Consider the following 14,181-nt stretch of genomic DNA (forward strand, 5'->3'; position numbering starts at 1 on the left):
AGAGCTGTTCCTCAGTCGTCCGGCAGCGCCGTCTCGGCCCAGATCACCTTGCCCTGCGGGGTGTACCGGGTTCCCCAGCGTTCGGTCAGCTGGGACACCAGGAACAGGCCCCGGCCGCCCTCGTCGGTCGTCGCGGCGTACCGCAGATGCGGCGAGGTGCTGCTCCCGTCGGACACCTCGCAGATCAGCGTGCGGTCGAGGACGAGCCTGACGTGGATCGGCTCGCAGCCGTAGCGGACGGCGTTGGTGACGAGCTCGCTCAGCACCAGTTCCATGCCGAAGCCCAGCTCGGACAGTCCCCACGCGTCGAGCTGCTCGGTGGCCGCAGCGCGCACCCCGGCCACGGCGGCCGGATCGGGCCGCACGTCCCACTCGGCGATCCGGTCCGGAGGCAGCGCGTGGGTGCGGGCGATGAGCAGCGCCACGTCGTCCGTGGGACGTCCGGGCAGCAGCGAGTCCAGCACGGCCTTGCAGCTCTCCTCCGGCGGGCGCTCGGGGTGGCCGGCCAGCGCTTTGCGCAACAGCTCCATTCCCTCGTCGAGGTCGCGGGTGCGGTCCTCGATCAGACCGTCGGTGTACAGGACGAGCTGCGAGCCTTCGGCGATGTCCAGCTCGGCCGCCTGGAAGGGCATCCCGCCCAGCCCCAGCGGCGGCCCGGACGGCAGGTCGGGGAAAGTGACACTGCCGTCGGGACACACCAGCGCGGGGGCCAGGTGCCCCGCGCGCGCCATGGTGCAGCGGCACGTCGCGGGGTCGTAGATCGCGTACAGGCAGGTGGCGCCGACGACGGCGGCCGGACTCTCCGTGCACGCCTCGTCCTGGTCGATGCGTCCGACCAGGTCGTCCAGGTGGCTCAGCAGCTCGTCGGGCGGCAGATCGAGCGTGGAGAAGTTGTGCACCGCGGTCCGCAGCCGCCCCATCGTCGCGGCGGCGTGCAACCCGTGGCCGACCACGTCGCCGACGACCAGCGCCACCCGGCCGCCCGGCAGCGGGATCACGTCGAACCAGTCCCCGCTCACGCCCGACTGAGCCGGAAGGTAGCGGTAGCCGACGTCGAGGGCGTTCTGCTCGGGCAGGCCGCGCGGCAGCAGACTGCGCTGGAGGGTGACGGCGAGGGCGTGCTCGCGCGTGTACCGGCGGGCGTTGTCGATGCTGACCGCGGCGCGCACCACCAGTTCCTCGGCGAGCGACAGCTCCTCCTGGTCGAAGGCGGCGTGCCCCTCGGAGCGCCAGAAGTTCACCATGCCCAGCACGACACCGCGGGCCCGGATCGGAGCCGAGATGAGCGAATGGATGCCGTACTCCAGGATCTGTTCCGTGCGCTCCGGGTCCTGCCGGTGCCAGCCCGTCGCCGTGGACAGGTCGGTCACCAGTTCCGAGCGGCCGGTGCCGTAGCCGCGCGCCTGAGGCGTGGACGGTATGAAGTCGATCAACCGGTCCTTCTCGTAGAGGGGATGATCGTCGCGGATGCCGCACACGGCGACGCGGCGCATGTTCTTGGCGGTGGCCGCCGGTTCCTCGCCGTGCAGCACGGCGTCGGCCAGGTCCACGGTGACGAAGTCGGCGAAACGGGGAACGGCGATCCCGGCGAGTTCGTCGGCCGTGCGCACCACGTCCAGGGTGGTGCCGATGCCCAGCCCGGCGTCGTAGAGCAGTTTCAGCCGCTCACCCGTGATCTGGGCCCTGCCGGAAACGGCCCGCAGCTCCGTGGAGTCGCGCAGCGTCACCACGGTGCCCTTCGGGCCTCCGTCGCGGTCCGTGGGCCTCTGGTTGACCACCAGCAGCCGCGGCCCGGCGAGGTGCACCTCGTCCGTGGCCTCGCGTCCGGAGGCGAGCAGCGACGCCATCTCCGGCTCGAGACCCGGCATCTGGGACACATGCCGGCCCTCGGCGTCCGGGGGCAGCTCCAGCAGCCGCCTGGCCTCGTCGTTCGCCAGCAGCAGCCGCCCCTCGCCGGTGACGATGAGCACCCCTTCGCGCACCGAATGCAGCACGGCGTCGTGGTGCTCGTACATGCGGGTCATCTCGTTCGGCGCGAGACTGTGGGTCTGCCGTCGCAGCCGCCGGCTCACCAGCACCGTCGCCGCTGTGGCCGCCCCGAGGGCGACCGCCCCGGCGGTGAGGATGATCGGTATCTGCCGGTCCACCAGACCGGTCACGTTCTTGACCTTCAGCCCGGCGGAGACGAGGGCCACCACCTGGCCCCGGGCGTCCCGCACGGGCACCGTCGCCTGGACTTCCTTCCCGAGGGGGCCGCGCACGCTCTCGGTGTAGACCTTCCCGGCGAGCGACGGCTCGATCTCCCCCACGAACCGTTTCCCGATCCGGTCCGGCATGGGATGCGTGTAGCGGATCCCGTTCGTGTCCATGACCACGACGAAGTCGACGCCGGCGGACTTGCGGCCGGCCTCGGTCAGCGGCTGCAGGACTTTCGCGGGATCAGGGCTGCGCAGGGCGGGCAGCAGGCCCGGCGAGTGCGCGAAGGTCTGCGCGACGGCCACGGAACGCCGTTCCGCCTCGGCGCTCGTGCCCCGCCGTGACTGCAGGACGAGAGCGAGGACGGCGAACGCCACGAGCAGCACGACCAGGGCCACTTGCAGGAGGAACATCTGCCCAGCGACGCTGAGCGCGTTCTTCCGCAGCCGCGACCAAGGCGATACCGGTCTCACTCGGGCAAAACGGTCGTCCATCGGCCCTTTCTAGCACTGCTCCCCCCTTACAGTCACGGGCCGCCTGGTCAAGAGGCCCGGCCCACCGGACGCGCACCGCCTCTGTCGCCGCACCAGCCACAGCGGTCACGGCACTCGCTGCGGCCACGGGAGCCGGCGCGAGGCCATAGACATGAGCGGTACGGGTAGTCGGGCGGCGTGGACGATCGTGAGTTGCAGCGGCCCGAGGCCGAGGACCTGCTGTCGGGGCTGAGCGTGGACGACCGTCGGCCGGAGCAGCCCGTGCTCCTGGACTCCTCCGGCGCGCCGATCCGTACCTGGCAGGAGAACTATCCCTATGACCACAAGATCGAACGGGCCGAGTACGAGAGGACCAAGCGGTTCCTCCAGATCGAGCTGCTCAAGCTGCAGAGCTGGGTGAAGGACACCGGCGCCCGCCTGGTGGTGATCTGCGAGGGCCGGGACGCGGCCGGAAAGGGCGGCACCATCCAGCGGTTCACCGAGCGGCTCAACCCCCGTGGGGCGCGGATCGTCGCCCTGGACAAGCCGACCGAGCGGGAGTCGGGACAGTGGTACTTCCAGCGGTACGTCGCCCATCTGCCGGCGCCCGGTGAGATCGTCTTCTTCGACCGGTCCTGGTACAACCGCGCCGGCGTCGAGAAGGTGATGGGCTTCTGCACCGACGAGCAGTACGACCTGTTCCTGCGGCAGTGCCCGTCCTTCGAGGCGATGCTCGTGGAGGACGGGATCCTGCTGGTGAAGTTCTGGTTCTCCGTCTCCCGGGCCGAACAGCGCACCCGCTTCGCCATCCGCCAGGTCGACCCCGTACGTCAGTGGAAGCTCTCGCCCACCGACCTCGCCTCCCTGGACCTGTGGGACGCGTACACCAACGCCAAGGTCGCGATGTTCCGCGCGACCGACACCGAACGCGCGCCGTGGACGGTGGTCAAGAGCAACGACAAGCGCCGGGGCCGCCTGGAGGCCATGCGCAGCCTCCTGTGGCGCATCGACTACGACGGCAAGGACGAAGACGCCGTCGGCCGCCCCGACCCCCTCATCGTCGGCAACGCCGACACCCTCCTGGAGGCGGGTGAGGAACCCACCGACCTCTCACCCACCCCTCTGGCCGGCCTGCCCCTCGGCCCCGGCCTGCATCCCCGCACACGGGCCCACACATCGGAGCCGCATCCTGACGAGGAGACCGGCTGACGACGCGGGTGACACGGCGGAGGGGCCCGGCCGGCCTCCTCCGCCGGTCCGCTGTCTCACCCGACGCAGCCGCCTACGGCGCCGGCCGGGGCGCAGTTGTCGGGGATGTTGGCGTTGACGCGCGTGGCCGGCAGGGTGACCGTGCCGCCGGCCCGGAAGACGCCGCCGCCCTGGCCGTCCGCTCGGTTGCCGGTGACCCGCCCGGCGATGAGCTGGGAAGTGCCGGCCTGGTTGTAGAGGCCGCCGCCGTCGACGTGGGCGGTGTTGCCGGTCAGCGACGTGGCGAGCAGGCGCACGGCGCTGCCGAAGTTGGCGACGCCCCCTCCGTACGAGGCGGCCGTGTTGCCGCTGATCACACCGCCGTTGACGGTCAGCGGCCCGATGGCGGTGAAGACGCCGCCGCCCTCGAAGGCGCCGGCCGTGTTGCCGCGGACGAGGACCGAGTTGAGCACCGTCGTCCCGTTGGAGGCCACCCCTCCGCCGGTGGCGGTCGCGGTGTTGGCGTCGACGGCGCCGCCGTTGACGGTCAGCCTGCCGGAGGTGCCGACGTGGACGCCGCCGCCGTCGGAGGCGGCGTTCTGGGTGACGGTGCTGCCGGAGAGGTACGCGGCGCCGCCGGACGCCACCTCGATGCCGCCCCCCGCCGATGACGCCGTGTTACCGGTGACACGGCCGGCGTTCAGCCGGAGGACTCCCTGAGTGAGGACGCCGCCGCCGTCGACGGCGGGGGAGGAGGTGGCGCTGCCGTTGGACAAGGTGATCCCGTTGAGCGTGAGGGTTCCCTGCGGGGCGACCTCGGCTATCCGGAACGCGGTCGCCGAGGCCCGCGTGATGGTCGCGGCGCCGACCGCGGTGAGGGTCACCTTCCCGGTGATCACGGGGAGACCGTCGGCTCCGTTGGGACCGGCGGCGACGGCGGGAGCGAGGAGCCGGTACTCGCAGCCCGACGCGAGGACGACTGCCCCGGAGCCACGGGAGTTGGCGTCGTCGATCTGCCTGATCAGCTCGCCGACGTCACCGCACGGCACCACCGCGGCGTGGGTCCCCGGGCTCGCGGCGGCGGCCGCTGGGGCGATGCCCGCGACGGACGAGCTCAGCAGTGCGGCCAGGAGCAGGACAGGCGTCTTCTTCACGGTCAGCACCGGTTCTCCCTCGGTTCGGCTGTGGGACGGCAATCTCCTGAGCCGGATGAGTGGCGGGAACTGCCGCCCCGACAGTCCAACCTGACGCTGAACGCTCCGCCATCCGGTGAAACCCAGACGGGTGAGGGCCTGCGCCCGTCCGGTGCCGGCGGACACCCGAGCCCGGGGCACGGCGCCGGCCGGACACCCGGGCCCGGCGCGACACCGGCTCTCCCCTGCCCGCCGCGGGAACCATCCCCGCCCGTCCGACGTGCAGGGACATGAGGGCCTGTGACGCGGGATCACGGGCGGACGAGGGAGAACGGTGCCGACTCACCACGACGTCGAGGAGTTCGCGGCGCTGCTGCGCCGGCTGAAGGGCCGCACGGACCGGAGCTACGGCTCCCTGGCCCGCCGCCTCAACATGAACACCTCCACCCTGCACCGGTACTGCGCGGGCGAGGCGGTGCCGCAGGACTTCGCGCCCGTGGAACGGCTCGCCGCCTTCTGCGAAGCGACACCGCAGGAGCGGCTCGAACTGCACCGCCTGTGGCTGTCCGCGGCGGCGGCCCGCCAGCGGGCCCGTACGGCCGACGCACCGGAGCCGGAGCCTGCGCCCAAGCCCGAAGCGAGCGCGCCCGACCGAGCCCCCGTCGGGAAGACCGGCCCTGAGAAGACCGGCCCTGAGAAGACCGGCCCTGGGAAGACCGGCCCTGAGAAGACCGGCCCTGAGAAGACCGGCCCTGAGAAGACCGGCTCCGAGGAGCAGCCCAAGAGCACTCCCGCCCCGCACGAGAACGCCCCCACCCTCGCCCCCCGCCCCTGGTACCGCAGCCGGCGCGCCCTGGCGTCCACCGCCGTCACCTGTGCGCTGCTCGCCGCTGCCGGCGGCATCTCCGCACTGGCGGACCACGGCTCCTCCGCGGCGGACGTCTCCCCCTCGGCGGGCCCGAGGACGACCACCGCCGGCGCATCCCACCGCGCGACGCACCCGTCCGCCGCCTCGCCCTCACCGTCCGGCAGCCCCGTGTCGCGGGGCGCCCGCCACCAGGCCCCCACCGCGTCCGCCTCCGGCGGCGCCCCCTCGTCGGCCGGGGAACCGGCCGGGCAGCCGGCCACCGCCCTGCCCCTCACCTGGAGCGTCGACTCGCTGGTCTGGGACAAGGGCTGCGACCACGACTACGTCATCGGCAAGCCGCCCGCGCAGGTGCCTCCGCCGCCGGTGCAGCAGGACGCCGGGGTGTGGGCGGCGACGCAGAGCGCGGTGCACGGACGGCAGACGAAGGTGCAGATCTCGGTGCAGGGACGGTCGTCGGCGGCCGTGGTCCTGCACGCGCTCCGCGTCCGCGTCGTCAGCCGAGGCACCCCGGTCACCGGGAACGCGTACTCCATGAGCCAGGGCTGCGGCAGCGACATCACGCCACGCCGCTTCGCCGTGAACCTCGACGCAGATCGCCCCCTGGCCCGTCCCGAGGACGGCGCCGACAGGGGCGTGACCGTCCCGGCCGTACGCTTCCCGTACCGTGTCTCCGCCGAGGACCCGGAGGTCCTGCTCGTCGACGGGACGACACAGGCCTATGACGCCCGCTGGTACCTCGAACTCGACTGGTCCTCCCAGGGCCGCACGGGCACGATCCGCATCGACGACCACGGCCGCCCGTTCCACACGACCAGCATCAAGGGAATGCCGCACTACTGGTACGGCACGAACACCGCCGACGAGCGAGCCTGGGTCCCGACCGACAGCCGGTGACCCCCGGTTCGAAGGAGCACCGGCTCACACCGCCACTGGTCGCGGTACCCCGCTGCCGAGCGTGGGCACGGCAACCGCCGGCCTGCGGCAACGGCACGTCAATTCCGTTGTGGAGTCGACCGGTTGGCGGGGCCGGGTCACCGCCCCGCAGACCGGCGTCACGCTCCGAGCGCCGCGCGGATGGCCGCGGCCTTCTCCTCGGTGAACACGCCCGTGTCCAGGAGGGTGAGGACGGACAGCACCCCGCCGCGCGAGCCCCAGCTGCCTTCGTCGATGACGCGGAAGTTGACCCACCAGCCGGGCGGCGGCTCCGCGAGGCCGCAGGCGTCGGCCGTCGCGGTGAGCACCCGCTCGATGACGGCCGCCCTGACCTCCTGCCGCCAGTCGCCGTCCATGACCGCCACGTCGATCACCATGACGTCGGCGTCCGGTCCCGCATCCGCGAGGAGCCGTCCGCCGATGGCCATCATGTCGGCCGTGCGCTCGACGAAGTGCACCTGGAAGCCGGCCCGCGCCGGCTGAGCGAACCGCCCGACCTCGGGCACGAGGACCGCGTCCGTCAACGTCTCGGCCAGCGTGCGGCGTTGCTCCAGGCTCAGGCGGCCCTCGAGGCTGTTCACGGTGATAATCGTCATGGCGTTCTCCTATGACAGTCGTTATATACGGGCCTCAGGCTACCTCGTTCTATGACGACCGTCATAGTCATGGAGGGCTCAGTCGGTGATGACGGCGTCCCGGCGGATCCACTCGGAGCCGTGAACCGCCTTGTACAGGAAGTCGGCGACGTCCGCCCGGCTGATCCTCGGCATGCCCTTCATCGAGAGACGCTCGCCGGCCCGGTACGCGCCCCTGGCCGGCCCCTTGGTCAGCATGGTCGGGTATACGAGCGTCCAGTCCAGGCCGCTGGAGCGGATCGTCTCCTCGGCGAGCACCTTGTTCGCGTAGATGTTGCGCAGGAGGGTGCTGTACATGACCTTCTGCACGGGGCCGGCCGAGCGGTAGGTGTCCCCGACGCCGAACGAGGACAGCCACACAAGGCGCGACACGCCCTCCGCCTCGGCCGCACGGACCACGGCCGCCGCGGCCCGGGTGAACAGGTCGTCGGCGCGCAGGGACGTGCCCCTGCCGAGGGCCGAGACGACGGCGTCCTGCCCGGCCGTCGCCGCCGCGACGTCGGCGTACGAGGTGGCGTCCCCGGCGACCACCCGGACCCGGTCCGCGACGTCGTCCAGCGCCTGCGGCCGGCGGGCCAGGACGGTGACCGCGTCACCGCCCGCGACGGCCAGGTTCACGACATGACGGCCGGTGGGGCCGGTCGCCCCGAGGATCAAGAGCTTCATGGAATGTGCGTCCTTCGTCCGGGAGACAGGGAGCGAGCGGGCGTTCACCCGAGGCCGACCAGAGCCCCGGCAGGGGTCTGACGCCGACGGCGGCCGGATTCTCCTCCACCTGCGGCGGGGGAGCCCGCGCCCAGGATGGCCGGGGCGCAGGGGAGAAGCCAGGCGTCCGGCGGAATGAGGACCGGCCCGCAGGGGCACGCGGACCTCGGAATGCCGGGCGTCCCCGCCGTTTCTGGCGGCGGCGGAGGAGAGGGGAGTGCGGATGGAGCAGTGGTCGTCCACGACGACGTCGAAGCAACGGTCGCGACCGGAGGACCACGGCGGTGCCCCCACACCGCCGTTGCGGCCGGGCGGCTACGACCCGGCTGACTACGCCGCCTGCGTGGTGCGCAGCGCCGAGGAAGCCGGAGTGACGCCCCTGCTCGTGATGACCGTGCTCCACAACGAGGCGTACAAGCCCCACCACCCGCTGCTGGAGCGGCTGTGGCAGTGGTGGAAGCCCGAGGCGTCCTTCGGGGTGGCGAACATGCACCGGACGACGTTCGAGCAGGTCCGGCGGACCCACGGCCTGTCGGAGCGGTGGCAGGACCTTCGCGACGATCCCGCTCTCGCCGTCCGCGCGGCGGCCCTGCACCTGGGGGACCTGGACCGGAGCCTGCCGGAGCGGCACGTACGCCGCTACACCCGCGACGAGCTCCTCGCCCTGGGCTACAACACCGGCGAGCGCAACATGCGGGCCTTCGCCCGGGGCGTCCCGCCGGGCCCCATGGCGCAGGCGTACCTGCGTCGCTTCCGCGCGAACCGGAGCCGGTCCGCCGAGGCCCTCGCACATCCCGGCACACCCGGTGACACCGCGGCCGCCGGCTGAGCCGCGCGGCGGCGGACGGCTCGGCTCTCCCGGAGCGTCACCGGCCTCTCCCGGCGCATCACCGGCCGCAGTGGCTTGCGTTGGAGCGCGCTCCAACACGTAGCGTCGCGGACATCACGGCGCGCTGTCTCTCACAGGATGCCGGACGGTGGGATCCGTCGCTGAATGGATGAGGGGCTTCGCGGCGTCCACACGATGTACGAGTACGAGCATGCAGGGAAAGGCTGGGACACATGCAGAAGCGCAGTCTGCGGGAGCTCCGGGTATCGGCCATCGGCCTGGGGTGCATGGGCATGTCCGCCTTCTACGGATCCGCCGACGAGAAGGAGGGGATCGCGACCATCCGCCATGCCCTCGACCTCGGGGTGAACTTCCTCGACACCGCGCAGATGTACGGGCCGCTCACCAACGAGTCCCTCGTCGGCGAGGCGATCCGGGGGCACCGCGACGAGTTCGTGATCGCGACGAAGTTCAACTACCGGATGGACGACGCCGTCCCCGGCGACATCAGCACGGTCGGCCCGCAGGACGGCTCGGCCGAGCACGTCCGCAGCTCGGTCCACGGCTCCCTCGAACGGCTGGGCACCGACCACATCGACCTGTACTACCAGCACCGGGTCGACCCGAACGTGCCCATCGAGGAGACCGTCGGCGCGATGGCCGAGCTGGTCGCCGAGGGCAAGGTGGGTCACATCGGCCTGAGCGAGGCGAGCGCGCAGACCATCCGACGCGCCCACGCCGTGCACCCGATCACCGCGGTGCAGAGCGAGTACTCGCTCTGGTCGCGGGACGTGGAGGCCGAAGTGCTCCCGGTCTGCCGCGAGTTGGGCATCGGCTTCGTGCCGTACTCGCCGCTCGGCCGCGGCTTCCTCGCGGGTCGCTTCACCTCTCCGGACGAGCTGGACGCGAACGACTGGCGCCGCGAGAACCCGCGCTTCAAGGAGGCCAACCTGGAGGCGAACCAGCGGCTGGCGGCCAAGGTGAAGGAGATCGCCGCCGAGAAGGACGTGACGCCGGCCCAGTTGGCCATCGCCTGGGTCCTCGCCCAGGGCGAGAACCTGGTGCCCATCCCGGGCACCAAGCGTCGCACCTACCTGGAGCAGAACGCCGCCGCCGTCGACATCACGCTCACCAAGGACGACCTGGCCCGCATCGACGCGGAACTGCCGGAGGCCGCGGGGGAGCGGTACGACGAGGCCGGGATGCGGTCCCTGAACCGGTAGTGCCGCAGTACCCCGGGGGCGACGGCGGCCTACTTCCTCCGCTCGCCGCGGGGTGCGCCGTACCAGCGCCACTTGCTCAGACGCGGCCGGCCGGGGAGCTCGGCGCGACCGGTGGCCCACAGGAGGGTGGGCCACCGGTCGGTGTCGGTCGGGGCGTCGGGGAAGAGCCTCGCCAGCACGCGGTCGCACAGGTCGGCGGGCGGCGTCCACCGCAGGTTCAGGCCCTCGGCCACGTCGTGGACGTGCACCAGCGTCTCGACGACGCCCATCGCGGCGAAACCCTCGGGGTCCGCCGCACCGAAGACATGGTGCGCCCGGACCGTGGGCGCGGTGGTCCGGACGATCGCGGTCAGCAACGCACCACTGGCGTCCAGGACTTGGAGCAGACCGGCCGGCCCTGCCTCCCGGTCGGCGAAGACCGCGTTCGCCGGCCCGCCGGGCCTCTTCCGGCTCCACGCGAAGGGGACATGGGTGTCCGACGGCGGCCTGGCCGGGCCCAGTTGCACAGCGTAGGAGAACAGATCGTCGGCGAGGTGCTCGACCGTCTCCCAGCAGTCCCACTCCAGGGAACCCGCCTTGGCGCTCCAGTCCAGAGCGTCGGCCCCGCGCAGAGCGGCGATCGCCAGGCGTACGGCGTGCTCGACGTCGTCCGCGGTGACGGGGCCGCTCGGTGATTCCTGTGCTGCAACCATGGCGGGACCGTATCAATGACCCTCCGGTGGCTGGGGAGTTGGGTCTTTCGAGCTGACGAGGCCCCTCGCGGGAGCACGCCGAGCGCTCGGGGCGTCCCCGAACCCGAGCGTGCGCGCCCTCTGTGCCCCGCGTTCGCCCCATCGTGGCGTTTGGGCCGATTTATAGCCCGGTGCCCGATCGGCGTCACCACGATGGTCCTCGAGAGCTCCGCTTCCCCGGAGCCCACGGCAGGAGAGGACATTCCTATGCGAGGCAAGCAGGCGATCGGTGCGGGCGTTCTGGCCCTGGCTCTGGTGTCGGGAGCGGGCTGGGCCGCTCAGGCCACCGCCGGCCAGGCCGGCGGCACCAACCGGGCGGCGGCAGCCGAAGCGCCGGTGCGGGCCGCCTCCGTGGCCGGCTACCAGATCGTCAAGCTCCCCAACGCCAACGTCCCCAACTTCCAGCGTCGGACCGTGTACTGCCCGGCGGGCAAGGTGGTCGTCGGCGGCGGAGCCGAAGCCCAGGGCAACGGCGCGATCCTGGTCGGCAGCTTCCCCACCGACGACGGACGCGGCTGGATCGGGCTGGGCCGGCAGGACGGCTACTCCACCGTCGGCATCAGCGTGTACGCGATCTGCGCCAGTGTCTGACCACTGAATCCTGACGCAGGGGTGGCTTCCGCCGGCGGAAGCCACCCCTGCCGCGTCGGTCCCGGGCTTACGGGACTCCCAGCTCGAAGAGCGCGTATCCCGCATACGAGCCGGACGCCACCGCCGTGATGCCGAGCAGTGTCATCAGGATGGGCAGCCCGAGGCGGCGCAACGTGAGCGCCGGCGGGATGAAGAGGGGGAAGGCGGGGAGCAGGTAGCGCGAGACGTTGCCGAAAATCTGCCGGCTGCCGAGAGCGAGGACGAAGGTGAGGAGCGTGTAGACGACCAGGACGGCTGGAGGCCGCAGACGGATGAAGAGCGGGAGGAGAAGCACGGCCAGCAGTACGACCAGCACCCCGATGACGTCCTCGAAGGGGGCCGCGAAGACATAGTCGTGGCGACCCACCGCGACGGAGGTCAGTACGTCGAGGGTGTGCGCTCCGTAGTCGAAGGTGTGCCCCCACGCCCCGGTCTGGAGGACGAAGTAGCCGCGGAGGTCGCCCATGCGGTTGCCGACCCACAGCAGGTAGCCGACGAGGCCGAGCGGTGCGGTCAGTATCGCGGTCCACAGGCGGGCGAAGTCCTCGCGGCGGCGGTGCAACGCCATCAGCCCGGCGACCGTGAGAGCGGCGATGAGCGCGACAGCGGTGGGGCGGTTGAGGCCGGCACTGAACGCGAGGACGCCCGCCGTCAGCCAGCGGTCGCTCATCACGGCGTGGCAGGTCCACACGGCGAGGGCGACGTAGAGGGACTCCGAGTACGCCGACCACTCCGTGCCCGAGCCGGGCCACACCGCCCACAGTCCGGCGGCGGCCAGCCCGGCCCGTTCGCCGCCGAACCGCGCGGTGACCGTGTGGATCCCGACGGCGGCGACGAAGGAGGCGACGACCGAGACCAGCATGCCGGAGCCGTACAGGCCGAGGCCCGTGCACTCGGAGACCACCCGCATCACCGCCGGGTACAGCGGGAAGAACGCCGCCGAGTTGCCTTCGAGGGTGATCAGTCCCTCGGCGTCGGGCACCGGCACGAGGGCGGGATCGTACCCGTGGGTGGCGATCTGCTGGTACCACCAGCCGTCCCAGCTCGCCAGCACGTCCCAGGCGTGGGCCCCGCCGCCGAAGCGCGGGTGTTTCTCCCGGAAGTCCCCGGCTTGGTCCAGCAGGTGCATGAACACCGAGAAGCCGATGAGTTTGAGCACGCCGTACACGGCGAGCACGGGACCGTAGCGCACGACCGCACGGCGCAGTCCCGGAAGCCGGCCCTCATCCGGAGTATCGCCGGGGGCCGGCGAGTCGCCGGGGACCCCGGCGCCGACTCCCTGCGTCAGGGTGTCGCTCATGCGGCAGCGGCCCCCCGCCCACGACGGCGGACAGGGAACACCCAGGCCCGGAAGAGCAGGAAACGCAGCAGCGTCGCGGCCAGACCGGCGGCGACGAGCACCGCGATCTCCGTGACCCGCCCGGGACCCGGCGCCACACGGTGCAGTACGGCGAGGCATCCGCTGGTCAGGGCCAGACCCACGACGAAGATCAGCAACCCCCTGGCCTGGTGGCCGACCGCGCCGCCGCGGCCGCGCAGAGCGAACGTGAACCGCCGGTTCGCGGCCGTGTTGGCGACCGCGCACGCCAGCAGCGCCAGCGCGTTGGCGGCCTGCGGCGTCGCCGTCGCGCACAACGCCGCGTACAGCGAGACGTATCCGACGGTGCTCACCGCGCCGACCACGCCGAAACGCAGCAGCTGTCCCCTCAGACCGCCGTGCGCCCCGTCGGGGTCGTCCCGGCGCACCCCGGCCGTGGGGAGCGAGCCACGGGCCAGTTCCCGGCCGATCCGGGCGATGCCGCGCAGATCGGCCAGGGCCGTGGCGAAGACGTCGACCCTGCTGTCGGGGTCGTCCACCCAGTCCACCGGCACCTCGTGGATACGCAGCCCCGCCCGCTCCGCTATCACCAGCAGTTCGGTGTCGAAGAACCACTGCGAGTCCTTCACCAGGGGCAGCAGCCGCTCGGCGACGTCACGCCGGACGGCTTTGAAACCGCACTGCGCGTCCGAGAAACCCACGCCCAGCGTCGACCGCAGCAGGACGTTGTAGCAACGGGAGATGACCTCCCTCTTGGTACCGCGGACCACCCGTGAGCCAGGGACGAGGCGGGTGCCGACCGCGATGTCGGAGTGGCCGGAGATCAGCGGGGCGACCAGCGGGAGCAGCGCCGTCAGCTCGGTCGACAGATCCACGTCGACGTAGGCGAGCACCGGCGCCCCCGAGCCCGACCACGCCGCGTGCAACGCCCCGCCCCGCCCCTTCTCCGCCAGCCGCAGCCACTGCGCCTCGGGCAGTTCGGCGGTGAGCCGGGCCGCGATGCGGGGAGTGTCGTCGGTGCTGGCGTTGTCCGCGACGGTGATGCGGAACGGGTACGGGAACGTCTCACGAAGGTGGCTGTGGAGCCGCCGCACGCTCCGCTCCAGGCACGCCTGCTCGTTGTACACCGGGACGACCACGTCGAGGACGGGCTGCCCGTGGTGTGCCGGCACAGGTGTGCGGAGCGGGAGCTGATTCGCGAGGGTTGTCATGGAACATCCGTTTCAGTGATCTGTCTCAGGGCATGCCGGGGTCGCCCACGGCGGTGCCGGGCCGGACAAGGGTCCGGGTGCGGTCGGCGGGCCGGAGTCAGGAGGCGC

At 72.0% G+C, this 14,181-nt stretch carries 12 protein-coding genes; 5 read left to right on the forward strand and 7 right to left on the reverse strand.

Annotated elements, in window-relative coordinates; all coding sequences use genetic code 11:
- Nucleotides 1-11 precede the first annotated feature (11 nt).
- Complete coding sequence (locus tag ACIOC0_RS16470) at nucleotides 12-2,609, reverse strand: SpoIIE family protein phosphatase (RefSeq protein ID WP_402155683.1); 2,598 nt, start codon at nucleotides 2,607-2,609, stop codon at nucleotides 12-14.
- Nucleotides 2,610-2,882: 273 nt separating this feature from the next.
- Here ACIOC0_RS16470 and ppk2 point away from each other — a divergent pair, with 273 nt between their 5' ends.
- Nucleotides 2,883-3,878 carry a polyphosphate kinase 2 gene (ppk2, locus tag ACIOC0_RS16475; RefSeq protein ID WP_402155684.1) on the forward strand — a complete coding sequence of 332 codons (996 nt, stop codon included), beginning with the start codon at nucleotides 2,883-2,885 and terminating at the stop codon, nucleotides 3,876-3,878.
- A 56-nt stretch (nucleotides 3,879-3,934) separates the two neighbouring features.
- On the opposite strand, the gene ACIOC0_RS16480 is transcribed toward ppk2, so the two are convergent.
- Nucleotides 3,935-5,020: a right-handed parallel beta-helix repeat-containing protein gene (locus tag ACIOC0_RS16480; protein ID WP_402155685.1), complete on the reverse strand. Its 1,086-nt coding sequence runs from the start codon at nucleotides 5,018-5,020 to the stop codon at nucleotides 3,935-3,937.
- Between the two features lie 304 nt (nucleotides 5,021-5,324).
- On the opposite strand from ACIOC0_RS16480, the gene ACIOC0_RS16485 reads away from it, so the two are divergent.
- A complete protein-coding gene (locus tag ACIOC0_RS16485; RefSeq protein WP_402155686.1) occupies nucleotides 5,325-6,752 on the forward strand; it encodes a helix-turn-helix domain-containing protein in 1,428 nt (475 codons plus the stop codon).
- A 158-nt stretch (nucleotides 6,753-6,910) separates the two neighbouring features.
- On the opposite strand, the gene ACIOC0_RS16490 is transcribed toward ACIOC0_RS16485, so the two are convergent.
- Nucleotides 6,911-7,387, reverse strand: coding sequence for a 4-oxalocrotonate tautomerase family protein (locus ACIOC0_RS16490; protein WP_402155687.1), 477 nt, complete (start codon nucleotides 7,385-7,387; stop codon nucleotides 6,911-6,913).
- Between the two features lie 78 nt (nucleotides 7,388-7,465).
- On the reverse strand, nucleotides 7,466-8,092 hold the full coding sequence (locus ACIOC0_RS16495) for an NAD(P)-dependent oxidoreductase (protein ID WP_402155688.1): 627 nt from the start codon (nucleotides 8,090-8,092) through the stop codon (nucleotides 7,466-7,468).
- A gap of 262 nt (nucleotides 8,093-8,354) precedes the next feature.
- On the opposite strand from ACIOC0_RS16495, the gene ACIOC0_RS16500 reads away from it, so the two are divergent.
- Both ACIOC0_RS16500 and ACIOC0_RS16505 read left to right on the forward strand, forming a co-directional pair.
- A complete protein-coding gene (locus ACIOC0_RS16500; protein ID WP_402155689.1) occupies nucleotides 8,355-8,960 on the forward strand; it encodes a lytic transglycosylase domain-containing protein in 606 nt (201 codons plus the stop codon).
- A gap of 233 nt (nucleotides 8,961-9,193) precedes the next feature.
- Complete coding sequence (locus ACIOC0_RS16505) at nucleotides 9,194-10,183, forward strand: aldo/keto reductase (protein WP_402155690.1); 990 nt, start codon at nucleotides 9,194-9,196, stop codon at nucleotides 10,181-10,183.
- Nucleotides 10,184-10,212: 29 nt separating this feature from the next.
- Here ACIOC0_RS16505 and ACIOC0_RS16510 read toward each other — a convergent pair whose 3' ends face one another.
- A complete protein-coding gene (locus ACIOC0_RS16510; RefSeq protein ID WP_402155691.1) occupies nucleotides 10,213-10,875 on the reverse strand; it encodes a hypothetical protein in 663 nt (220 codons plus the stop codon).
- Between the two features lie 246 nt (nucleotides 10,876-11,121).
- Here ACIOC0_RS16510 and ACIOC0_RS16515 point away from each other — a divergent pair, with 246 nt between their 5' ends.
- Nucleotides 11,122-11,505 carry a hypothetical protein gene (locus ACIOC0_RS16515; protein ID WP_402155692.1) on the forward strand — a complete coding sequence of 128 codons (384 nt, stop codon included), beginning with the start codon at nucleotides 11,122-11,124 and terminating at the stop codon, nucleotides 11,503-11,505.
- A gap of 67 nt (nucleotides 11,506-11,572) precedes the next feature.
- Here the strand turns inward: ACIOC0_RS16515 and ACIOC0_RS16520 are convergent, their stop codons facing one another.
- Nucleotides 11,573-12,844 (reverse strand): hypothetical protein, encoded by a 1,272-nt coding sequence (locus ACIOC0_RS16520; protein ID WP_402155693.1) that lies wholly within the window; start codon nucleotides 12,842-12,844, stop codon nucleotides 11,573-11,575.
- Nucleotides 12,841-14,073: a glycosyltransferase gene (locus ACIOC0_RS16525; RefSeq protein WP_402155694.1), complete on the reverse strand. Its 1,233-nt coding sequence runs from the start codon at nucleotides 14,071-14,073 to the stop codon at nucleotides 12,841-12,843. The genes ACIOC0_RS16520 and ACIOC0_RS16525 overlap by 4 nt, the downstream gene beginning before the upstream one ends.
- Nucleotides 14,074-14,181: the final 108 nt, after the last annotated feature.

It is taken from the genome of Streptomyces sp. NPDC088254, assembly GCF_044740925.1.
GTDB lineage: Bacteria > Actinomycetota > Actinomycetes > Streptomycetales > Streptomycetaceae > Streptomyces.

Bases quoted from the DNA above. Each gene is read 5' to 3' on its own strand.
- ACIOC0_RS16470 (WP_402155683.1), bottom strand. From the start codon at position 2,609: ATGTTCCTCCTGCAAGTGGCCCTGGTCGTGCTGCTCGTGGCGTTCGCC.
- ACIOC0_RS16490 (WP_402155687.1), bottom strand. From the start codon at position 7,387: ATGACGATTATCACCGTGAACAGCCTCGAGGGCCGCCTGAGCCTGGAG.
- ACIOC0_RS16495 (WP_402155688.1), bottom strand. From the start codon at position 8,092: ATGAAGCTCTTGATCCTCGGGGCGACCGGCCCCACCGGCCGTCATGTC.
- ACIOC0_RS16500 (WP_402155689.1), top strand. From the start codon at position 8,355: ATGGAGCAGTGGTCGTCCACGACGACGTCGAAGCAACGGTCGCGACCG.
- ACIOC0_RS16505 (WP_402155690.1), top strand. From the start codon at position 9,194: ATGCAGAAGCGCAGTCTGCGGGAGCTCCGGGTATCGGCCATCGGCCTG.
- ACIOC0_RS16510 (WP_402155691.1), bottom strand. From the start codon at position 10,875: ATGGTTGCAGCACAGGAATCACCGAGCGGCCCCGTCACCGCGGACGAC.
- ACIOC0_RS16515 (WP_402155692.1), top strand. From the start codon at position 11,122: ATGCGAGGCAAGCAGGCGATCGGTGCGGGCGTTCTGGCCCTGGCTCTG.
- ACIOC0_RS16520 (WP_402155693.1), bottom strand. From the start codon at position 12,844: ATGAGCGACACCCTGACGCAGGGAGTCGGCGCCGGGGTCCCCGGCGAC.
- ACIOC0_RS16525 (WP_402155694.1), bottom strand. From the start codon at position 14,073: ATGACAACCCTCGCGAATCAGCTCCCGCTCCGCACACCTGTGCCGGCA.